The organism is Streptomyces sp. Je 1-369 (assembly GCF_026810505.1).
Taxonomy (GTDB): Bacteria; Actinomycetota; Actinomycetes; order Streptomycetales; family Streptomycetaceae; genus Streptomyces.
Map to the genome: position 1 here is coordinate 7,743,002 of NZ_CP101750.1, position 21,265 is coordinate 7,764,266.

The 21,265-nt window shown below is 71.9% G+C and carries 20 protein-coding genes and 2 pseudogenes; 16 read left to right on the top strand and 6 right to left on the bottom strand.

Going from position 1 to position 21,265, the window contains the following annotated elements; translation table 11 throughout:
• Window positions 1-13 precede the first annotated feature (13 nt).
• From dxs to NOO62_RS34580, 4 genes are all read left to right on the top strand, one after another.
• Window positions 14-1,942 (top strand): 1-deoxy-D-xylulose-5-phosphate synthase, encoded by a 1,929-nt coding sequence (dxs, locus tag NOO62_RS34565; RefSeq protein WP_268774725.1) that lies wholly within the window; start codon window positions 14-16, stop codon window positions 1,940-1,942.
• Window positions 1,939-3,324 (top strand): aspartate aminotransferase family protein, encoded by a 1,386-nt coding sequence (locus NOO62_RS34570; protein ID WP_268774726.1) that lies wholly within the window; start codon window positions 1,939-1,941, stop codon window positions 3,322-3,324. The genes dxs and NOO62_RS34570 overlap by 4 nt, the downstream gene beginning before the upstream one ends.
• An 87-nt stretch (window positions 3,325-3,411) precedes the next feature.
• Entirely contained in the window at window positions 3,412-4,047 is a 636-nt protein-coding gene (locus tag NOO62_RS34575; RefSeq protein WP_268774727.1) for a helix-turn-helix domain-containing protein, read from the top strand.
• A 53-nt stretch (window positions 4,048-4,100) separates the two neighbouring features.
• Window positions 4,101-4,217, top strand: a complete 117-nt coding sequence (locus tag NOO62_RS34580) for a DUF6126 family protein (protein WP_268775924.1) — start codon at window positions 4,101-4,103, stop codon at window positions 4,215-4,217.
• A gap of 32 nt (window positions 4,218-4,249) precedes the next feature.
• Here NOO62_RS34580 and NOO62_RS34585 read toward each other — a convergent pair whose 3' ends face one another.
• The gene (locus tag NOO62_RS34585; protein WP_268775925.1) at window positions 4,250-5,035 is read right to left on the bottom strand and encodes a tyrosine-protein phosphatase; all 786 of its coding nucleotides are present in this window, start codon (window positions 5,033-5,035) and stop codon (window positions 4,250-4,252) included.
• 150 nt (window positions 5,036-5,185) lie between these two features.
• Entirely contained in the window at window positions 5,186-5,971 is a 786-nt protein-coding gene (locus tag NOO62_RS34590) for an ArsR/SmtB family transcription factor (protein ID WP_268774728.1), read from the bottom strand.
• A gap of 256 nt (window positions 5,972-6,227) precedes the next feature.
• Between NOO62_RS34590 and NOO62_RS34595 the strand changes: the two genes are divergently transcribed.
• Both NOO62_RS34595 and NOO62_RS34600 read left to right on the top strand, forming a co-directional pair.
• Window positions 6,228-7,061: an SGNH/GDSL hydrolase family protein gene (locus tag NOO62_RS34595; protein ID WP_268774729.1), complete on the top strand. Its 834-nt coding sequence runs from the start codon at window positions 6,228-6,230 to the stop codon at window positions 7,059-7,061.
• Window positions 7,062-7,146: 85 nt separating this feature from the next.
• Window positions 7,147-8,547 (top strand): aminotransferase class V-fold PLP-dependent enzyme, encoded by a 1,401-nt coding sequence (locus NOO62_RS34600; protein WP_268774730.1) that lies wholly within the window; start codon window positions 7,147-7,149, stop codon window positions 8,545-8,547.
• A 22-nt stretch (window positions 8,548-8,569) separates the two neighbouring features.
• On the opposite strand, the pseudogene NOO62_RS39340 reads toward NOO62_RS34600, so the two are convergent.
• Together NOO62_RS39340 and NOO62_RS34610 are read right to left on the bottom strand one after the other, a co-directional pair.
• Window positions 8,570-9,203, bottom strand: a pseudogene (locus NOO62_RS39340) (AMP-binding enzyme); the annotation flags it as partial.
• 145 nt (window positions 9,204-9,348) lie between these two features.
• Window positions 9,349-9,702: pseudogene (locus NOO62_RS34610) on the bottom strand (acetyl-coenzyme A synthetase N-terminal domain-containing protein); the annotation flags it as partial.
• Between NOO62_RS34610 and NOO62_RS34615 the strand changes: the two are divergent.
• Entirely contained in the window at window positions 9,701-10,498 is a 798-nt protein-coding gene (locus NOO62_RS34615; RefSeq protein ID WP_268774732.1) for an SIMPL domain-containing protein, read from the top strand. The pseudogene NOO62_RS34610 and the gene NOO62_RS34615 sit on opposite strands and share 2 nt — an antisense overlap.
• 105 nt (window positions 10,499-10,603) lie before the next feature.
• Entirely contained in the window at window positions 10,604-11,815 is a 1,212-nt protein-coding gene (locus NOO62_RS34620) for an MBL fold metallo-hydrolase (protein ID WP_268774733.1), read from the top strand.
• 43 nt (window positions 11,816-11,858) lie between these two features.
• Here the strand turns inward: NOO62_RS34620 and NOO62_RS34625 are convergent, their stop codons facing one another.
• A complete protein-coding gene (locus NOO62_RS34625) occupies window positions 11,859-12,377 on the bottom strand; it encodes a CGNR zinc finger domain-containing protein (RefSeq protein WP_268774734.1) in 519 nt (172 codons plus the stop codon).
• A 261-nt stretch (window positions 12,378-12,638) separates the two neighbouring features.
• Between NOO62_RS34625 and NOO62_RS34630 the strand changes: the two genes are divergently transcribed.
• From NOO62_RS34630 to NOO62_RS34665, 8 genes are all read left to right on the top strand, one after another.
• Window positions 12,639-14,792, top strand: coding sequence for an ATP-binding protein (locus NOO62_RS34630; RefSeq protein ID WP_268774735.1), 2,154 nt, complete (start codon window positions 12,639-12,641; stop codon window positions 14,790-14,792).
• 83 nt (window positions 14,793-14,875) lie between these two features.
• Window positions 14,876-15,310: a roadblock/LC7 domain-containing protein gene (locus tag NOO62_RS34635; protein WP_268774736.1), complete on the top strand. Its 435-nt coding sequence runs from the start codon at window positions 14,876-14,878 to the stop codon at window positions 15,308-15,310.
• 2 nt (window positions 15,311-15,312) lie between these two features.
• Window positions 15,313-15,684, top strand: a complete 372-nt coding sequence (locus NOO62_RS34640) for a DUF742 domain-containing protein (protein ID WP_268774737.1) — start codon at window positions 15,313-15,315, stop codon at window positions 15,682-15,684.
• Window positions 15,662-16,255 (top strand): GTP-binding protein, encoded by a 594-nt coding sequence (locus tag NOO62_RS34645; protein WP_150174653.1) that lies wholly within the window; start codon window positions 15,662-15,664, stop codon window positions 16,253-16,255. Before NOO62_RS34640 ends, NOO62_RS34645 begins: the two co-directional genes overlap by 23 nt.
• Window positions 16,252-16,788 (top strand): GAF domain-containing protein, encoded by a 537-nt coding sequence (locus tag NOO62_RS34650; protein WP_268774738.1) that lies wholly within the window; start codon window positions 16,252-16,254, stop codon window positions 16,786-16,788. The genes NOO62_RS34645 and NOO62_RS34650 overlap by 4 nt, the downstream gene beginning before the upstream one ends.
• A 155-nt stretch (window positions 16,789-16,943) precedes the next feature.
• Window positions 16,944-17,972 carry an L-threonine 3-dehydrogenase gene (gene tdh / locus NOO62_RS34655; protein ID WP_268775926.1) on the top strand — a complete coding sequence of 343 codons (1,029 nt, stop codon included), beginning with the start codon at window positions 16,944-16,946 and terminating at the stop codon, window positions 17,970-17,972.
• An 82-nt stretch (window positions 17,973-18,054) separates the two neighbouring features.
• Complete coding sequence (locus tag NOO62_RS34660; RefSeq protein WP_268774739.1) at window positions 18,055-19,269, top strand: glycine C-acetyltransferase; 1,215 nt, start codon at window positions 18,055-18,057, stop codon at window positions 19,267-19,269.
• A 123-nt stretch (window positions 19,270-19,392) separates the two neighbouring features.
• Window positions 19,393-20,292 carry a LysR family transcriptional regulator gene (locus tag NOO62_RS34665; RefSeq protein WP_268774740.1) on the top strand — a complete coding sequence of 300 codons (900 nt, stop codon included), beginning with the start codon at window positions 19,393-19,395 and terminating at the stop codon, window positions 20,290-20,292.
• Between the two features lie 38 nt (window positions 20,293-20,330).
• Here NOO62_RS34665 and NOO62_RS34670 read toward each other — a convergent pair whose 3' ends face one another.
• Window positions 20,331-21,119, bottom strand: coding sequence for an SDR family NAD(P)-dependent oxidoreductase (locus tag NOO62_RS34670; protein ID WP_268774741.1), 789 nt, complete (start codon window positions 21,117-21,119; stop codon window positions 20,331-20,333).
• Window positions 21,120-21,265 lie beyond the last annotated feature (146 nt).

Consider the following 21,265-nt stretch of genomic DNA (forward strand, 5'->3'; position numbering starts at 1 on the left):
AGGGGGCTCGAGCATGACGATTCTCGACACCATCCGGGGGCCGCGGGACCTGAAGGGACTTTCCGGGGCCGAGCTCGACGAACTGGCAGGGGAGATCAGGGAGTTCCTGGTGCACGCGGTCGCCAGGACGGGAGGCCATCTCGGCCCCAATCTGGGGGTGGTGGAGCTCTCCATCGCCCTGCACCGCGTCTTCGAGTCGCCGGTCGACCGGCTCGTGTGGGACACCGGCCACCAGAGCTACGTACACAAGCTGCTGACCGGGCGTCAGGACTTCTCCAAGCTCCGCGGCAAGGGCGGCCTCTCCGGCTACCCCTCGCGTGAGGAGTCCGAGCACGACATCGTCGAGAACAGCCACGCGTCGACCGCGCTGGGCTGGGCGGACGGCCTCGCCAAGGCGCGGCAGGTCCTCGGCGAGCGGGGGCACGTCGTCGCCGTCATCGGGGACGGCGCGCTCACCGGGGGCATGGCCTGGGAGGCGCTGAACAACATCGCGGCCGCGAAGAACCGGCCGCTGATCATCGTCGTCAACGACAACGAACGGTCGTACGCCCCGACCATCGGCGGTCTCGCCAACCACCTCGCGACCCTCCGCACGACCGACGGCTACGAGCGCGTCCTCGCCTGGGGCAAGGACATCCTCCAGCGCACCCCCGTCGTCGGACAGACGCTGTACGAGTCGCTGCACGGCGCCAAGAAGGGGTTCAAGGACGCGTTCGCGCCGCAGGGCATGTTCGAGGACCTGGGCCTCAAGTACGTCGGACCGATCGACGGGCACGACATCGGAGCCGTCGAGTCCGCCCTGCGACGCGCGAAACGCTTCCACGGCCCCGTCCTCATCCACTGCCTCACCGAGAAGGGCCGCGGCTACGAACCCGCCCTCGCCGACGAGGCGGACCGCTTCCACACCGTCGGCGTCATGGACCCGCTCACCTGCGAACCGCTCGCACCCTCCAACGGACCTACCTGGACGTCCGTGTTCGGGGACGAGATCGTCCGCATCGGCGCCGAACGCGACGACGTCGTCGCCATCACCGCCGCCATGCTGGGCCCCGTCGGCCTGACGAAGTTCGCCGAGGCCTACCCCGACCGGGTCTGGGACGTCGGCATCGCCGAGCAGCACGCCGCCGTGTCGGCCGCCGGGCTCGCCACCGGCGGCCTGCACCCGGTCGTCGCGGTGTACGCGACCTTCCTCAACCGCGCCTTCGACCAGCTCCTGATGGACGTGGCGCTGCACCGGTGCGGCGTCACCTTCGTGCTCGACCGCGCCGGGGTCACGGGCGTCGACGGCGCCTCGCACAACGGCATGTGGGACATGTCGATCCTCCAGGTCGTGCCGGGGCTGCGGATCGCCGCGCCGCGCGACGCCGACCAGCTCCGGGCGCAGCTGCGGGAAGCGGTCGCCGTCGACGACGCGCCGACGCTCCTGCGCTTCCCCAAGGAGTCGGTGGGGCCCGCGATCCCCGCGGTGGACCGGATCGGCGGCATGGACGTGCTGCTCCAGGAGCCGGACGCGGGGGTCGAGGCGGGCGCCGACGTGCTGCTCGTCGCCGTCGGTGTGATGGCGCCCGTCTGCCTCCAGGCCGCCGAACTGCTCCGGGAGCGCGGACTGCGCTGCACCGTCGTCGACCCGCGCTGGGTCAAGCCCGTCGACCCGGAGCTGCCCGCCCTCGCCGCGCGCCACCGTCTCGTCGCGGTCGTCGAGGACAACAGCCGTGCCGCCGGGGTCGGCGCGGCGGTCGCACTCGCGCTCGGCGAGGCCGAAGTCGACGTACCCGTACGGCGGTTCGGCATCCCCGAGCAGTTCCTCGCGCACGCCAAGCGGGGTGAGGTCCTCGCCGATCTGGGACTCACCCCCGTCGAGATCGCCGGCCGCATCAGCGCCACGCTGTCCGCCGACGGGGGCGCGCACCAGCCGGGTCCAGGCAAGGAGTACAGCGTATGACCAAGGAGTTCGACCTCGGCAGGCTCCTCGCCGAGCGGGGCGCCGAACGGTACGAACTGCACGCCCGGCACCTCAACCACCAACTGCCGCGCATGCTGCACACCATCGGCTTCGACAAGGTCTACGAACGGGCCGAGGGCGCGTACTTCTGGGACGCGGAGGGCAACGACTACCTCGACATGCTCGCGGGCTTCGGCGTCATGGGCCTCGGCCGGCACCACCCCGTCGTACGCAAGGCGCTGCACGACGTCCTCGACGCCTCGCTCGCCGACCTCACCCGCTTCGACTGCCAGCCGCTGCCCGGCCTGCTCGCCGAGCAACTGCTCAAGTACAGCCCGCACTTGGACCGCGTCTTCTTCGGCAACAGCGGCACAGAAGCGGTCGAGACGGCGCTGAAGTTCGCCCGCTACGCGACCGGCAAGCCGCGGGTGCTCTACTGCACGCACGCCTTCCACGGGCTCACCACGGGCTCCCTCTCCGTCAACGGCGAGGACGGCTTCCGGGACGGCTTCGCCCCGCTGCTGCCCGACACCGCGGTCCCGCTCGGCGACCTGGACGCGCTCCGCGCCGAGCTGCGGAAGGGCGACGTCGCCGGGCTGATCGTCGAGCCCATCCAGGGCAAGGGCGTGCACGAGACACCGCCCGGATACCTGCGCGCCGCCCAGGAACTGCTGCACCGGCACAAGGCGCTCCTGATCGCCGACGAGGTACAGACCGGCCTCGGCAGGACCGGCGACTTCTACGCCTACCAGCACGAGGAGGGCGTCGAGCCCGACCTGGTCTGCGTCGCCAAGGCACTGTCGGGCGGCTATGTGCCGGTCGGCGCGACGCTGGGCAAGGACTGGATCTTCAAGAAGGTCTACTCGTCGATGGACCGGGTGCTCGTGCACTCGGCGAGCTTCGGCTCCAACGCGCAGGCCATGGCGGCCGGGCTCGCCGTCCTTTCCGTCATGGAGGACGAGAAGGTCGTCGAGAACGCCCGGGTCACGGGCGAGCTGCTCAGGTCCCGGCTCGCCGCACTCGTCGACCGCTACGAACTGCTCAGCGAGGTCCGCGGCCGCGGACTGATGATCGGCATCGAGTTCGGGCGCCCCAGGTCGCTCAAGCTGCGCGGCCGCTGGACGATGCTCCAGGCGGCCCGCAAGGGGCTTTTCGCGCAGATGGTCGTCGTACCGCTGCTCCAGAAGCACCGGATCCTCACCCAGGTCTCCGGGGACCACCTGGAGGTCATCAAGCTGATCCCGCCGCTGACCGTGGGGGAGCGGGAGGTGGACCGCTTCGTGGAGGCCTTCACCGCCGTGATGGAGGACGCGCACAGCGGCGGCGGACTGATGTGGGACTTCGGCAGGACACTGGTGAAGCAGGCGGTCGCGAACCGGTAGCGGAGCCTCCTGCGCCGTGAACAAGGTGTTTTTTGCCTCTCGGGCAAGAAAGTTGCCCGAGAGGCAAGGCTCTGGCTCAATCAAGGTATGAGCCCTGCTGAGCCCAAGGAGCCCGCGGAGCCGCCCGAGGCGGCCGAAGCGCTCCCCGCCGTGGCGCCCCAGCTGCGTGAACTGCGCCGCCGCGCCTCACTGACCCTGGAGGCCGCGGCCCGCACGGCCGGGCTCTCGCCCGCCCATCTCTCCCGCCTGGAGACCGGGCAGCGCCAGCCTTCCCTGCCGATGCTGCTCACTCTCGCACGTGTCTACGGTACGACGGTCTCGGAACTGCTCGGCGAGACGGTCGGCGACCGGGACGCCGTCGTCCGCGCCGCGGACATGGAACCGACCGCGGCCGGCGGCTGGACCTACTGGCAGGCGGGCGCCCCGGGCCGCGGTATGCAGGCGCTGCGCGTGCACGTGCCGCACGGGGCGCAGGGCGACATCGTGCGCGTCCACCCCGGCGAGGAGTGGCTGTACGTCCTGAAGGGGCGGCTGCGGCTGCGCCTGGGGGACACCGCGCACCTTCTCGAGCCGGGGGACAGCGCGCACTTCGACTCGCTGACCCCGCACCGCATCGCCGCCGCCGACCCCGGCGGCGCCGACCTCCTGTTCGTCCACACGCTGCTGCAGAGCCCCGCCACCGCGCTGTGCCTCGGCGGCCCCACTCAGGGAGACCCGACATGACGGAACCGGAACAGCAGGGCCCTGTTCAGCCGGAGCGGCCCGCCCGCAACACCATGGAGGAGAAGTTTCCCCGAGCGCTCTGGGTCCGCCTGATCATCTACGTGGCGGTCGGCCACGTCTTCGCGGCCTTTCTGTACCTGCTGTTCGAGCTGGGCGCGAACAACCAGTAGTCGGCTCGGTCTGCTCGATCCGCTCGGACCGCTCAGTCGAGAAGGCGCTCTCGCAGCCGCTCGCGCGTCTCGGCGCTCAGCTCAAGACCCGTGGTGAGGTACGTGTCCACGTCGCCCCAGGTCTCCTCGATCGTCTCGTACGCCGCCGTCAGGTACTCGGCGCGGGCGTCGAAGAGGGGGTCGAGGAGCTCCATGACCTCGGGCGACATCGCGTTCGCGGAGCTGTCGGAGCGGTGCACCTTGTAGCGGCGGTGCTTCACGTTCGACTTGAGGTAGTCCGCCTCTATCGCGTCGCGCTCCACGCCCACGGCGAGGAGCGCGACGGCTATGGACAGGCCCGCGCGGTCCTTGCCCGCCGCGCAGTGCATCAGGGCCGGCACGCTGTCCTCGGCGAGGGCGTGCAGCACCTTGCTGTGCTCGGCGGTGCGCTCCATGATGATCGTCCGGTACGCGACGGCCATCCGGTCGGCGCCCCTGCCGTCGGAGAGGATCGAGCGCAGCTGGTCGAGGTCGCCGTCGCGCACCATCTTCCAGAACTCGGCGCCGTCGGCCGGGTCGGTCAGCGGCAGATTCACGTTGCGCACGCCCGGCAGCTCGACGTCCGGCCCTTCCAGGCGCTGGTCGGCCGCGTTGCGGAAGTCGAAGATCGTGTGCAGGCCGAGCGAGGAGAGGAACGCGGCGTCGTCGGCGGTGGCGTGCGCCAGGTGACCGCTGCGGAAGAGCCGGCCCCGGCGGACGCGCCGGCCGTCCACGGTCGGCAGTCCGCCCACGTCACGGAAATTGCGCACTCCGGCGAGGTCGGGCTCCGCCAGCTCCATCAGTTCTGCCAGCTCTGTCGGCGGGGACTCCTGCGTCACGGGCTCTCCTCGGACTCTGCGCCGGCGCGGCTCGCCGGTAGATGCGTCTTTGACGATACGACATGGCTTCCCGGGGTGATCAAGCCTCGGCGGAGGCCTTCTCGTGACGCGTCAGGCCAGGGGTTCGCCGGTCTCCAGAAGGGTCTTGAGGCTGGAGAGGATGGCGGGCCAGCCCTGGCTGCACATGGACTGCAGCGTGGCCGCCTCGTCGAACTCGTGCGTGACCGTCAGCTTCACCCGGTCGCCCTCGGGCGCCAGGTCGAAGGTGACCCGGGAGCGGCGTTCGCCGGCGAGCCGTGCGCGCAGCTCCTCGTCGATGCCGTTCGCCTCGGCCCACTGCGGACTGAAGGTGTGCCAGGTGTAGGCGAGCCTGCGGTGCGGTTCGTGGACGAGGACGACCTGCTCGGGGTCCTCGGTCGTGGCGCCCGTCTCGGTCCAGGTCATCGGGGACCCCGGGGTCCAGTCGGTGCCGAAGCTCACGCCCCAGTACCGGCGGGTGAAGGCCGGGTCGGTCAGGGCCTGCCAGAGCCGCTCGGGGGTGGTGCGGATGTACGTGGTGTACACGAACGTCGTGCTGTCGCTGGCCATGGTCGGTTGCTCCAATGCTGTCTTCAGGTCCGCGAGGGCGTTGGCCCGTTCGCGGTCGAACCGGCTGATCCATCGCTCGGTGATGGCGTTGATCGGGGCGGCGTTCAGGTAGTGCAGCTTCTCCCGCCCCTGCCGCACCGTGGTCACGAGCTCGGCGGCCTCCAGGACCGCGAGGTGCTTGCTCACCGACTGCCGGGCCATGTCGAGACCCGCGCACAGCTCCCGCAGGGTCTGTCCGTTGCGGTCCCGCAACCGGTCGAGCAGCTGCCGCCGGCTCGGATCGGCCAGCGCCTTGAACGCTGCGTCCACTGTTCTGCCACCCCCATTCATGCAGCCGGATGGCTGCATCTCCATGTTTGGCAGCCGAACGGCTGCATGTCAACCGGAGCGAATCGGAAGCGTCCGGAGTGACCGGAGCGGCCGGGGTGACCGGAGGGGAGATCGCCGGACGGAGCTGACGCTTATTCCGAAATTGGGTGAATCTTGACCGGTGGCTTATCTCACGCCCCGTCAACCCCTCCCTACGGTGGCGTAGGTCACTTAGAGAGGTGAAGGATGTGACGTCGTGAGCGCAGAGTCGACAACCTTCATCAATCACCCCATCAACAACGGCGTAATCAACTCCTACGCAGCGGTCGGCGACAGCTTCACCGAGGGCGTGGGCGACCCGGCCCCCGACGGCACCTTCGTCGGCTGGGCCGACCGCCTCGCGGTCCTGCTGGACGACCGGGTGCCCGAGCACACCTTCCGGTACGCCAACCTCGCCGTCCGCGGCAAGCTCCTCGACCAGATCGTCGAGGACCAGCTGCCGCGCGCCAAGGAGCTCGCCCCCGACCTGGTGAGCTTCTGCGCCGGGGGCAACGACATCATCCGGCCCGGCACCGACCCCGACGAGGTCGCCGAACGCTTCGAGCGCGCCGTCGCCGACCTCACGTCGGCGGTCGGCACGGTCATGGTGACCACCGGCTTCGACACCCGCGGCGTCGCGGTGCTCAAGCACCTGCGCGGCAAGATAGCCACGTACAACATGCACGTCCGCGCCATCGCGGACCGCTACGGCTGCCCCGTCCTCGACCTGTGGTCCCTCAAGACCGTCCAGGACCGCAGGGCGTGGGACGGCGACCGCCTGCACCTCTCCGCCGAGGGGCACACGCGCGTGGCGCTCCGCGCCGGCCAGGTCCTCGGGCTCGACGTACCCGCCGACCCCGACCAGCCGTGGCCGCCGCTGCCGCCGCGCGGCACGCTGGAGGTGCGCCGCGACGACATCCACTGGGCGCGCGAGTACCTGGTGCCGTGGTTCGGACGGCGCATCCGCGGCGAGAGCTCGGGGGACCACGTGGAAGCGAAGGGCTTCCGCAACATCGACGCCCTCAAGATGCAGATCCACTCCGGCTCCTGAACCCGCGGCGCCTGCCGTACCCGCAACCATCGCCCGCCCGGGGCCGTCTGGACAGGCGGGGACGGAATGGCGGGACGGGGGCGTCGTGGGGGAGAACGGGACGGACGAGGGTGTCTTCGCGCGACTGCGCGCCGATGACTTCGGATACCTCGACGAGACGCGGCAGATCTACCTGGACCACACGGGCGCCGCACCCGCGCCCCGCGCCCTCGTGCGGGCCCAGGCCGCACGGCTGAGCGCCCGGGCGTACGGCAATCCGCACACCGGGAGCCCCGCGTCCACGGCGTCGACCGAGCTGATCGAGGAGGCCAGGCTGCGGGTTCTGCGGTTCCTCGACGCGGATCCCGCCGAGTACACCGTGGTGTTCACGGCGAACGCCTCGCACGCCGTCAAGCTGGTCGCCGAGTCCTACCCGTTCCACCGGCGCTCGGGCGCGCTGCTCCTCACCCAGGACAACCACAACTCGGTCAACGGAGTACGGGAGTTCGCACGCGCCGCACGCGCGAAGGTCGACCTCGTGCCGTTCGCGGGCGATGAGCTGCGGGTCTCCGAAGCGGCGGTGCGCGGGGCACTCGGCGGGCGGCGTGGGGGGCTGTTCTGCTATCCGGCGCAGAGCAACTTCACCGGCGTACGGCATCCGCTGGAGTGGGTGGCGCGGGCCCGGGCGGCCGGGTGGCACACGCTCCTCGACGCGGCGGCGTACCTGCCGACCGGCCGGCTGTCCTTACGCCGCGTGCCCGCCGACTTCGTGGTCGCCAGCTGGTACAAGGTCTTCGGCTATCCGTCCGGCGTGGGCAGCCTGATCGCCCGGCGCGATGCGCTCGCCGGACTGCGCCGCCCCTGGTTCGCGGGCGGCACGATCCAGGTCGTCAGCGCACAGGCACGCTGGCACCGCATGGCGCAGGCCCCCGCCGCCTTCGAGGACGGCACCCCCGACTTCCACGCCGTACCGCAGGTGACCACCGGACTCGACTGGTACGACGAGGTGGGCGCCGAAGCCGTGGGCGCGCACGTGGACCGCCTGACCGCGCGCCTGCTGAGGGGACTCGCCGGGTTACGGCACCCGGGCGGCAGGCCGCTCGTCCGCCTCTACGGCCCACGCGGCACCGTCGGGCGCGGCGGCACGGTCGCCGTGAACCTCCTGGACACCCGGGGCGAGGTCGTCGACGAGCGCATCGTGGCCCGCGAGTGCGCCGCGGCAGGCATCTCGGTCCGCACCGGCTGCTTCTGCAACCCGGGCGCGGGCGAGGAGGCCTTCACCGTCACACCGCGCCTGCTGCGGCGCACCGGCACGGGGCGGTGGCGAGCCGAGACCATCGACGGCTACATCCAGCGGCTCGCGCTGCCCTCCGGTGGCGCGGTGCGCGTCTCACCCGGCATCGCGAACGTCACCGCGGACATCGACCGTCTCCTGGAGTTCCTGCACGCCACCTTCGCCGCCGCCACCCCGGTCAGGGGCGCCCTGGCCCCGCGTCTGGCGTGCTGAGGGCCTCCCCGCGCCAGTGCCGTCATGTGCCGCTCGCCCGCAGCGACGCGGTGATCTCGGCGAGGACCCCGGTGTCCTCGATCGTCGCGGGAACCGTGTGGTCACGGCCGTCGGCGATCGCACGGACCGTGCCGCGCAGGATCTTCCCGGAGCGGGTCTTGGGCAGCCGCGGAACAGCTACCACCCGGCGCGGGGTGGCGACGGCGCCGATCCGGGACCGCACCAGGGAGCGCAGCTCCGCCTCGACGTCGGCGGCCGGACGGTCCACGCCCTGGCGCAGCACGACGAGGCCCAGCGGCAGCTCGCCCTTGAACTCGTCCGCGACGCCCACCACCGCGCACGCCGCCACGTCCGGATGGTCGGCGAGGACCTCCTCCACGGCGCCGGTGGACAGCCGGTGCCCCGCGACGTTGATGACGTCGTCCAGGCGCCCCCATCACGAAGACGTGGCCGTCCGCGTCGAGATGACCGCCGTCGCCGGTCAGGTAGTGGCCGGGGTAGCGGCTCAGGTAGGTGGAGGCGAACCGCTCGTCGCCCGCCTCGTCGAGGACGCGCAGGTCCCAGCCGGGCATCGGCCTGCCGGGCGAGCCGGGCTTGGCGGGCAGCGCCTCGATGCCCAGCGGGTTGGCGACGATGGGCCAGCCCGTCTCGGTCTGCCCTTCGGGTCGTGGTGCGCGCCACCTCGTCGAGCAGCTCCTGATAGGTGAGGCTGCCGACCGTGCCGGTGACGGGGCTGTCGTGGATCAGCGCCGTACGGTCGCCGTGCCCGGCCAGCACGTGCCGGTCCAGGGCGTTGTGACAGGTGTTCAGCTCCCCGCCCGCGAACCACCGGGGCGCGGCCGGCGCGTCCGCGTCCAGGACCGTAGCGGGCGGCACGTACCAGTCGACGGCCTCGGCCGCGCGGCCCCAGGAGGCCGTCGGGTCCAGGAGGCTCTCGCGGTGGGCACTCTCGTAACTCGTCGGCCTTGGCAACCGGTCACTCCGCTCTTCCGAGGTCTCTGCACGGCATCGTGGGGCGAACGCCCGCCATCGTAGGGGGAGTCGGCCGGTGAGGTGACAGGGCTGGAGTGGCGCGGACCCGCGCGGGCACCCCGGTGCTGGGATGACGGCGAACCGTCCCCGCAGGGGCGGGCAGCCGGAAGGAACCCACGTCATGCGCTCAGTACGTTCCGCACTTTCCGTACGTTCTGTCAGTGCCCTCGCCCTGGCGCTCGCCGCTCTCGGGCTGCCGGGCGCTCCCGCCGTCGCCGCCCGGACCGCACCCGCCGCCCACCGGGCCGTCGTGGCCCCCGCCCCGGCGACGGTGAGCGCGACCGGGACGGGCCGCGCGTCGGCCGCACCCGACATGGCCGTGCTCACCGCCGGCATCGAGGTCACCCGGCCGACCATGGGCAAGGCGCTCACCGACCGGAGCGCCGCGGCCGAGGCGCTGCTGGCCGCCGCACGCGCCGCGGGCGTCGCCGAGCGCGACATCAGGACGGCGAACCTCGCCCTGTCCGCGGTGTACCGGAACCGGGACGGCGCCCCGGACCAGCACGACGCCACGGACCCCAGAGGCAAGGACGCGCTCTTCGTCGGCCACCGGGCCACACAGATGTTCTCCCTGACCATCCGCGACATCGGGAAGACCGGCGCCGTGGTCCGCGCGGTCGCCGACGCCCCCGGCGACGCCAGCCGCATCCACTCGGTGACCTTCGACGTCGAGGACCCGGAGACGCTGCGCGCCGAGGCCCGCACGTCGGCGTACCAGGACGCCAGGGACAAGGCCGCCCAGCACGCCCGGCTGAACGGCCGCGGCCTGGGCCGCCTGATCTCGCGGGAGGAGCGCGACAGCGGGCGCCCGCGCCCCGTGCCGGTCCCGGTGGCCTCCTTCTCGAAGGAGCCGGTGCCGGTGGCGCCGGGGCGCATCCGGGACGAGGTCTCGGTGACGGCGGTGTACGAGCTGCGGTGACGAGGGCCTTACGTGCACGGGCCACCGGATCCGGTGGCCCCGCAGGACTCAGCCGGAGCCGGTGGACATAATGGAGAGGCCTATCCATTGCCATCAGGAGGTCCCGTGTCCCGGTCCCTGATCCCCGGGCTGCGCTCGCTGCGGTCCGCTGCCTTCGGAGCGGATCCCTCGGGTGCCCGGCTGGCGCGCATCCGCAGGTCGCCGAATTTCTCGGTGGCCGAGGGGTCCTTCCAGAACCCCGAGGGGGCGCGGACCCGGCCGACCGGGTCGTCCCTGGAATTCGCCAAGATCTACTTCCGCAAGGAGGAGCGCGTACGCCGCGGGCCCGCCGGAACGGTCCCCGTGCACGCCACGACCCTCGCCGACCTCGCCAAGCCGCCTGCCGACGGCTTGCGGGTCACCTGGATGGGTCACTCCAGCGTCCTGGTCGAGATCGACGGGCGGCGCGTCCTCTTCGACCCGGTGTGGGGCGAGCGGTGCTCACCGTTCTCCTTCGCGGGGCCCAAGCGGCTGCACCCGGTGCCGGTGCCGCTCGAAGCGCTCGGTCCCGTCGACGCGGTGGTGATCTCGCACGATCACTACGACCACCTGGACATGCCCACCATCAAGGCCCTCACCGGCACGGACACGGTGTTCGCGGTGCCGCTCGGCGTCGGCGCCCACCTGGAGCGGTGGGGCGTACCGGCCGACCGGCTGCGCGAACTGGACTGGCACGAGTCGGCGAAGGTGTCGGGGCTGACCCTCACCGCCACCCCTGCCCGGCACTTCTGCGGCCGCGGCCTGCGCAACCAGCAGCACACGCTGTGGGCGTCGTGGGTGGTGGCGGGCCCCGAGCACCGCGTCTACCACAGCGGCGACACGGGCTACTTCGCCGGTTTCCAGGAGATCGGCGCCGCGCACGGGCCGTTCGACGTGACGATGATCCAGATCGGCGCTTACTCCGAGTACTGGCCGGACATCCACATGACACCGGAGGAAGGCGTGCGGGCCCACCTGGACCTCCAGGGCGGCGAGCCGCGCGGCGTGCTCCTGCCGATCCACTGGGGGACGTTCAACCTCGCCCCGCACGCCTGGACGGAGCCGGGCGAGGAGACCATGGCGGCGGCGCGCCGCGCGGGCGCCCCCATCGCGCTGCCCTGCCCCGGCGAGCCCTTCGAGCCGGGAGCGGGGTCCGTGCCCGCGGCGCCGTGGTGGCGGGGCGTCGCCCTCACCCCGAACGGCGGCTGGCCCGAGCCGGCGGTGGCGGACGCCGCAGGGCCCACCGAGCGGACGCGCCCGTCGGACACCGGGGAGCCGGAGGCGGCGCCCGTCGGGTGACGCGGGGACCGGGGGCGCGGCGTCCCGCGCCTCCCGGTTCACCTCACGCGGCGCGTGCGCGGTGTCTGCGTACCGCGTCCCGGTTGGCGCAGCGCTGCGAGCAGTAGCGCTGCCGCCCCGTGCGCGAGGTGTCGGCGAAGACCGCCGTGCACCCGGTCACCGCGCACCGCCGCAGCCGGTGCATGCCCCGGCCCGCCAGATGCAGCGCGGTACCCACCGAGATCAGTGAGCAGAGCAGGTCGCCGAGGGGCCGGTGCTCCTCGCGGTAGTGCAGGTGCCAGCCGCTGCCCGCGTGATCGGTCAGCCGCGGATGGGCGGCTGCCGCGGCCAGCATGGCGTTGACCAGCGCCGCCCGCTCGTCCTCGTCGACCGCGTCGACGACCTTCTCCCAGGCGTCCAGGGCCTCCAGCGCGCGCACCAGGTCGACGTGCGCGACCGGGCGTTCCAGTGTCAGTCCCGCGGCACGGCAGCGGTCCGCGAGCTCCTCCGCGTCGACCGGCCGGCGGTTGACCAGCTCGGCGGCCAGGTTCACGGCGTCCTCGCCGTAAGGGTTGAGGTGCATACGGGCATTACAGCAGCACACACGAATCGGACCCGCGTACGAGGTGTCATACCAGAGCGGGACGCTGCCCCGCTGACTTTGTCAACTGCCCACCGCACGTGATGCGTTGCCGACTACCGTGAGTGGCCGTCGGGCGACGCAGGGATCACGACGCAGGGCTGACGTCGCGACCTGCCGACCGGCACGGCGATGCCGCAATCACGCCGCAAAGAGGAGCCCGGCCGACCGCCGGACCCTCGTCGCAACGTACCGAGGACGCAGATGTCTCACCTACGCGCACCGGCCGCCCGCGCAGACCGCCGTGAGGGCGGCCGGCACGGCAGGCCGGGCAGCCGGACCGCCGCCGCACTGCCCGAGACCCACATACGGCCGCAGCTCCTGCGCATCGCCGTGCTGCCGGCCGTCGCCGTGGGCCTGAGCGCCTGCGCGGCCGTGCTGTTCACCCTGCGCTCGACCGGCGCCCGGCCCGACCCCGTCCTGCTCGCCGTCCTCACCGCGGCCGCCCTGGTGGGCCTCGCCGGTATCGTGACCGCCGCCATCGCCGCCGAGCGCGCCGCCAAGACCGTGCGCGACCGGATCGTCGTACTGCGCCGCGCCACCGCCCGCGGCCAGACGGAACTGCGCGACGTCGTCGAGCAGTTGCGCCGCGGTGACCAGCCGCCGACCCCCGCCGCCCCGGCCCGGATCAGGGCCGGTGGTGACGAGTTCGACCAGCTCGCCGACGAACTCAACCGCGCCCAGGAAGCCGCCGTCGGCGCCGTCGTACAGGCCTCGCAGCTCTCCAGCCACGCGGGCAGCGAACAGAAGGTCGAGGTCTTCGTCAACCTCGCCCGACGGCTCCAGTCGCTCGTGCACCGCGAGATCTCCCTGCTCGACGACCTGGAGAACGAGGTCGAGGACCCCGAACTCCTCAAGGGCCTCTTCCACGTCGACCACCTCGCCACCCGCATCCGACGGCACGCCGAGAACCTCGCCGTGCTGGGCGGCGCCGTCTCGCGCCGCCAGTGGAGCAACCCGGTCTCCATGTACGAGGTGATGCGCTCCGCCATCGCGGAGGTCGAGCAGTACTCGCGCGTCAAACTGGTGCCGCCCATCGACGGCACCCTGCGCGGCCACGCCGTCGCCGATGTCATCCACCTGCTCGCGGAACTCGTCGAGAACGCCACGGTGTTCTCCGCGCCGCACACCCAGGTCCTGCTGCGCGCCAACTTCGTGACCGCGGGGATCGCCGTGGAGGTCGAGGACCGCGGCCTCGGCATGCCCGTCACCGAGCAGAACAAGATGAACCGCCTGCTCACCGACCCCGACCAGGTCGACGTCGCGAGCCTGCTGCAGGACGGCCGCATCGGCCTCTTCGTGGTCTCCGCGCTCGCCCGCAGGCACGGGGTCGCGGTGCGGCTGCAGTCCAACATCTACGGCGGCGTCCAGGCCGTACTGATCCTGCCGCAGGAACTCCTCGGCGAGGAGCAGGAGGCCGACCAGGTCACCCGCCGCCGCCCGGCGGCCGAGGCGGCGTCGCGGGGCGCGGCCGAGGGCGGGGAAGGGGGCGGGGAAGGGCGTGGGGGAGAGGGCGCGCGGCACGCGGCACGCGCTGTCGTGCACGCGGACGCTCCGGTGTGGCCGGATGCCACGCCGCTCCAGCCGCACACGCACGCGCATACGCACCCTCAGCCTCTGTCGCAGCCGACCTCTCTGTCTCAGCCGAGTTCTCAGTCCGAGCTGGACCCTCTGTCTCAGCCGACCTCTCTGTCTCAGCCGACTCTTCTGTCCGAACTGGACCCTCTGTCTCAGCCGACTCCTCAGTCCGAGCTAGACCCTCAGTCCCAGCTGCCCGCCCTTCAGCCTCGGCCCACCCCCCAGTCTCAGTCGACCCTTCTGTCGCAGCCGAGCCCTCAGTCCCAGCCAGCCCCCCAGTCGCACCCCAACTCCCCGTCGCTGCCCACCCCCCAGCCTCATGACGACCACCCCGAGTCCCACCCCGCCGTCCCGGCCCCCGCCCCCGCCCCACCCCAGCCGCGCACCGCGAACGGCGGGCGGCCCGCGCCCCTCCCCGTGCGTGGTTCCCGCCAGGGCAGGCCGACGCCCGCCGATGCCACCCCCGGCATCAGGCCGGAGGACCGGCAGGCGGCCGCCGAGCACGCGGCGGCACCGCCGACACCCCGCAACGGCGCCGTCCGCGGCCGGGTCGGCAGACCGCAGCTGCCCAAGCGGCGTGCCCAGGAACACATCGCACCGCAGCTGCGCGGCACCCCGTCGCCGCGGCCCGAGAGCGACCAGATCGTCGGCCACGACCCGGGCCTGATGGCCGCGTTCCAGCGCGGCATCGGCCTCGCCCAGGCGCAGGACGCGCGCGAACCCACCCCGCGGGAGCACCGGGCCGGTGCCCCGCACGACGGGCAAGGACACGGCGGCTGACCAGTACCCCGGGCCCGACCCCAACCCCCCACCTCTGCACGCGCAGACCTACGTACGTCCGTACCTCAAGGAGTCGATCCACCATGGCGAGCGATGCGCCGACCGGCCATGTATCCGATCTCGACTGGCTGATGAGCGGCCTCGTGCAGCGCGTGCCGCACACGCACAGCGCGGTCCTGCTCTCCTCCGACGGACTCGTGAAGTCGGTGCACGGCCTCGACCCGGACAGCGCCGACCACATGGCCGCCCTCGCCTCTGGCCTCTACTCCCTGGGGCGCAGCGCTGGCATCCGTTTCGGCGACGGCGGTGATGTCCGCCAGGTCGTCGTGGAACTGGACTCGACCCTGCTGTTCGTCTCCACCGCGGGCTCGGGCACCTGTCTGGCGGTGCTCGCAGGGCGCGACGCGGACGCCGCCGTCCTCGGGTACGAGATGGCGATGCTGGTCAAGAGCGTGCGGCCGTACCTGATCACCGCCCCCCGGCAACCCGTCGGCGAACCCGCGCAAATGAGGCGCTGAGGATGGCGGCCCCGCACGACGGGCCCTGGCTCGACGACGCCGCGGGGCGGCTGGTCCGCCCCTACACCGTCAGCAACGGACGGACGAGACCGAGCAGCCAACTCGACCTGCTGTCCCTGGTGATGGCGACAGGCGCCACACCGCTCGGCTACCTCGGGCCCGAACATTCCACCGTCCTCGGGCTGTGCGAGGAGCCCACCTCCGTCGCCGAGATCGCGGCCCAGCTGAAACTGCCCGCGGTCGTGGCCAAAGTGATCCTCTCGGATCTCCTCGACTGCGGGGCCCTCACCCAGAAGGCCCCGGACTTCTACCACAACCCCACTGACCGGTCCCTGTTGGAGGCAGTGCTCGATGGATTACGACGACAGCTCTGACCCCTTCCCCACCGCACTGAAGATCCTCGTCGCGGGTGGCTTCGGGGTCGGCAAGACGACCTTCGTCGGTGCGGTCAGCGAGATCGCGCCGCTCAGCACCGAGGAGCTGCTGACCACGGTCAGCGAGGGCACCGACGACCTGTCGGGCGTGGAGAACAAGACCACGACGACGGTCGCCATGGATTTCGGAAGGATCACACTCGACCCGGAACACGTGCTGTACCTCTTCGGGACGCCAGGACAGGAGCGCTTCTGGTTCATGTGGGACGAGCTCTCCGAAGGGGCGCTCGGCGCGGTGGTGCTCGCCGACACACGGCGCTTGGAGGACTGCTTCGCCGCCGTGGACTTCTTCGAGCAGCGCGGCATGGGCTTCATCGTGGCGATCAACGAATTCGACGGCGCCTACCGCTACGAACCCGACGAGGTGCGTTCCGCGATCGACCTCGACCCGCAGGTACCCGTCGTGCGCTGCGACGCACGGATCTCCAGCTCCGGCATCCAGACCCTCCTCATCCTCGTCAAGCACCTCCTCAACCACGCCCCGGCGGCCAGCTACGGAGCCCACACGTGATGCATGACCCGACCGGGCGCCTCCTGCTCACGCCGGTGGACAACGAGGCGCCCGCACGGGTGCGGAGGCTGCGCGGGCTCGGGATCGGGCAGTACCCCGAACCGGCCTTCGACGCCTTCGCGGACCGCCTCGCCGACATGACCGGCGCGCCGTACGCCATGGTCAACTTCCTCGACGAGAACGGACAGTTCTTCGCAGGACTGCACGCCCCGGGGCACCCCGAGCGTGCGGCCGGCCGCTACATGACCCGCGACCACGGGTACTGCCCGCACGTGGTCGTGCGCCGCAGAGCCCTCGTCCTGGAGGACGTCCGCGACTTTCCGCGCTTCGCGGGCAACCCCGTGGTCGACGAGACGGGCATCCGCTCCTACCTGGGCGCACCGCTGATCGACCGCACGGCGACGGTCCTCGGCACGGTCTGCGTCGTCGACGTCGAGCCGCGACGCTGGGGCACGGCGGGACTCGACACGATCAAACGCATGGCCGGGGAGCTGGTCGAGCAGATCCATCGGCGGGAGGAGGGCGGAATCTGACCCCCTGTTCCGAGCGTGGTCGGACCCGCTGAACCCCAGGGTCTGAAGGAAAGCTGCGGCGGCGCTTAAGAAATCCTCGATGGACCGGGGCGCCGCCGTAGGGAAGATTCCTGTGTCGTCGGGGGAAGAAGCGACGTACGACGGGAGCCGTGGCGTTGAAGGCGCTGGTCAAGGAGAAGGCGGAGCCGGGTCTCAGCCTCAAGGACGTACCGGAGCCGGTCATCGGCCACGGTGACGTGCTGATCAAGGTGCTCCGCACCGGGATCTGCGGGACGGACCTGCACATCAGGGCGTGGGACGGCTGGGCACAGCAGGCGATATCCGCACCGCTGGTGGTCGGGCACGAGTTCGTCGGCGAGGTCGTGGAGACCGGCCGCGACGTCGCCGACATCAAGATCGGCGACCGGGTCAGCGGCGAGGGCCACCTGGTCTGCGGCAAGTGCCGCAACTGTCTGGCCGGACGGCGGCACCTGTGCCGCGCCACGGTCGGCCTCGGGGTCGGCAGGGACGGCGCCTTCGCCGAGTACGTGGCGCTGCCCGCGTCGAACGTATGGGTACACCGCGTCCCCGTGGACCTCGACGTGGCCGCGATCTTCGACCCCTTCGGCAACGCCGTGCACACGGCCCTGTCCTTCCCGCTGGTCGGCGAGGACGTGCTGATCACCGGGGCCGGACCGATCGGCCTGATGGCGGCGGCCGTCGCGCGGCACGCCGGCGCCCGCAACGTCGTGGTCACCGACGTCAGCGAGGAGCGCCTGGAGCTCGCCCGCAAGGTCGGCGTCAGCCTCGCCCTCAACGTGGCGCAGTCGACGATCGCCGAAGGACAGCGTGAGCTCGGCCTGCGCGAGGGCTTCGACGTCGGCCTGGAGATGTCCGGCAATGCGCGCGCCATGCGCGACATGGTCGCCAACATGACCCACGGCGGCAAGATCGCCATGCTCGGCCTGCCCGCCGAGGAGTTCGCCGTCGACTGGTCGCGGATCGTCACCTCGATGATCACCATCAAGGGCATCTACGGCCGGGAGATGTTCGAGACCTGGTACGCGATGTCGGTGCTGCTCGAAGGCGGCCTCGACCTGGCCCCGGTCATCACCGGACGGTACGGCCACCGCGACTTCGAGGCCGCGTTCGACGACGCGGCGAGCGGCCGCGGCGGCAAGGTAATCCTCGACTGGACGGCCTGACGGCCTGACGGCCTGACGGCCTGACGGCCGTCGCCCGCCCCGGCCCTCCGCTCTCCACCCCGAACTCCCGAAGGAATCCCGCATGTTCGACTCCGTACGCGAAGACCTCCAGGCCACCCTCGACGAGATCCGCGCCGCCGGTCTGCACAAGCCCGAGCGCGTCATCGGCACGCCGCAGTCCGCGACGGTCGCCGTGACCTCGGGCGGCCGCCCCGGTGAGGTCCTCAACTTCTGCGCGAACAACTACCTCGGCCTCGCCGACCATCCCGACGTCGTCGCCGCCGCCCACGAGGCGCTCGACCGCTGGGGCTACGGCATGGCCTCCGTCCGCTTCATCTGCGGCACGCAGGAGGTGCACAAGGAGCTGGAGGCGCGCCTGTCCGCGTTCCTCGGCCAAGAGGACACGATCCTCTACTCCTCCTGCTTCGACGCCAACGGAGGCGTCTTCGAGACGCTGCTCGGCGCCGAGGACGCGGTGATCTCCGACGCCCTCAACCACGCGTCGATCATCGACGGCATCCGCCTCTCCAAGGCCCGCCGCTTCCGCTACGCCAACCGTGACCTCGCGGACCTGGAGCAGCAGCTGAAGGAGGCGACGGAGGGCGGCGCCCGCCGCAAGCTGGTCGTCACCGACGGCGTCTTCTCCATGGACGGCTACGTCGCCCCGCTGGCGGAGATCTGCGACCTCGCCGACCGCTACGACGCCATGGTCATGGTCGACGACTCGCACGCCGTCGGCTTCGTCGGCCCCGGCGGTCGCGGCACGCCCGAGCTGCACGGAGTCATGGACCGCGTCGACATCATCACCGGCACCCTGGGCAAGGCCCTCGGCGGTGCCTCCGGCGGCTACGTGGCCGCCCGCGCCGAGATCGTCGCCCTGCTGCGCCAGCGCTCGCGCCCGTACCTCTTCTCCAACACCCTCGCCCCGGTCATCGCCGCGGCCTCCCTGAAGGTCCTCGACCTCCTGGAGTCGGCGGGCGACCTGCGCGAACACCTCGCCGCGAACACGGCCCTGTTCCGCTCCCGGATGACCGACGAGGGCTTCGACGTCCTGCCCGGCGACCACGCCATCGCGCCGGTCATGATCGGCGACGCGGCGGTGGCCGGCCGCATGGCCGAGCTGCTCCTGGAACGCGGCGTCTACGTGATCGGCTTCTCCTACCCGGTGGTACCGCAGGGCAAGGCCCGCATCCGCGTCCAGCTGTCCGCCGCACACTCCACGGAGGACGTGAACCGCGCGGTCGACGCGTTCGTCGCTGCGCGGGCCGAGCTGGAGCGGGAGTCCGGGCAGGCCTGACGTGTTCCGGCTCCGGCCAGGGCCCGCGCTCCGGCCCCAGCCAGGGCCACCCGCTCCCGCCAGGGCCACCCCCGTCCAGGCCCCGTCGTGCGCCGGTAGCCCCCCGTTTGGGAGAATCGGCGCATGATCGAAGCGCGGCGGCTGCACATCCTCCGGGCGGTGGCCGACCACCGCACGGTCACGGCCGCTGCCGCCGCGCTCTACCTCACCCCGTCCGCGGTCTCCCAGCAGCTCGCCGCCCTGGAGCAGGAGACCGGGCACCGGCTCGTCGAGCGCTCGGCGCGGGGCGTGCGGCTCACCGCGGCCGGCGAGATCCTGCTGACGCACACCAACGCGGTGCTGGCCCAGCTGGAGCGTGCGGAGGCCGAGCTCGCCGCGTACAGCTCCGGTGAGGCGGGGACCGTGACCGTCGCCGCCTTCGCCACCGGCATCGGCCTGGTAGTCGCCCCCGCCCTGGCCCGCCTCGCGGACTCCGCCCCCGGCATCCGGGTCCGCGTCCAGGACGCGGAGGGCGACGCGAGCCTGCCGATGGTCCTGGACCGGCAGGTCGACGTGGCCGTCGCCGTCGAGTACCGGGGCGCGCCGGGCGCGGACGACCCGCGGCTCACCCGCGTCCCCCTCTACGCCGAGCCCTTCGACGCGGTGCTCCCGCTGGGCCACCGGCTCGCGGACGCGGAACGGGTGGCTCTCGCCGAGCTCGCCAAGGACGCGTGGATCGGCCCCTTCGCCGGCAACCCCTGCCACGACGTGGTCGTCCTTGCCTGCGAACAGGCCGGTTTCCAGCCTCTGTTGGAACATTGGTCGGACGACTTCCGGGCAGTTGTCGCTCTCGCATCGGCAGGCGCGGGAGTCGCCCTCGTACCGCGCTCGGCGCTGCGCGGCATGGATGTGTCGGGGGCGGTGGTGCGCCCGGTCGAAGGCGTGGCCCCCACGCGTCGCGTGTTCGCGGCCGTACGGTGCGGCGCGGAGGACCATCCGCTGATCCGTCCGGTGCTCGACGCGCTGGGGGAGGCGGCCGCCTGAGCGCGGCCTCCGCCCCCTCCCGGCGTCCCCTCCGCCCGTCACACCGCCTTGACGGAGTTGCCGTCGATGATGTGGTCCGCTCCAGTGATGCTCGCGGCGAGCGGTGAACCCAAGTAGACGACGAGCGCGGCGACTTCCCCGGGGTCGACGAGCCTCCCGGTGACCATGCCCGCGGTGCCGGGCAGGCCGTCCAGGAGCTGCGCGTGGGGGACTCCCAGGGACGCGGCGAGCTGTGCACCGTATCCGTCGGGGCTCTCCCACATGGCCGTGCGGACGGGACCAGGCGAGACCGTGTTGACGCGCACGCCCCGCGGCCCCACCTCCTCGGCCAGAGCCTTGCCGAACGCGGTCAGGGCCGCTTTCGCGGTGCTGTACGCGATCGGCCCGGCGTGCGGCGTACGGGCGCTGGTGGACGAGACGTTGACGATGGCGCCACGGGCCTCGGTGAGGTGGGGCAGCGCGGCCCGCGCGGTGCGGACCGAGGCGAAGAAGTTCACGTCGAACGCGTCCGACCACTGTTGGTCGGTGACGTCGAGGAAGCCGCCCGTCCAGTTGGCGTCCGCGTCCCCGCCGCCGACGTTGTTGACGAGCAGGTCAAGACCGCCGAGCTCGGCCAGGGCCCGGTCCACGAGGCGGGCGGGCCCGTCGGCCGTGGTCAGGTCCACGGCGACGCCCCTCGCACCCGTGGCCCGGAGCTCCGGAGTGATCGTGCGGGCCGCCGCCACGACACGCACGCCTTCCGCGAGGAGCGCGGTCACGGTGGCCAGACCGATGCCGCGGCTCGCTCCCGTCACCAGCGCGGTCTTTCCGGTCAGTTGCAGATCCATATGAGCCCCTCTTTCCTTGTCCGCTCTGCCCGAAATCTTGGCCCTTTGGGGCATCAAATCACCCGAATAGCATTGATCAGGACATTGGGCGACACGTTTCGGCCGTGCGCCATTTCAAAGATTGCCATGTACAGGAGTCCTACAGG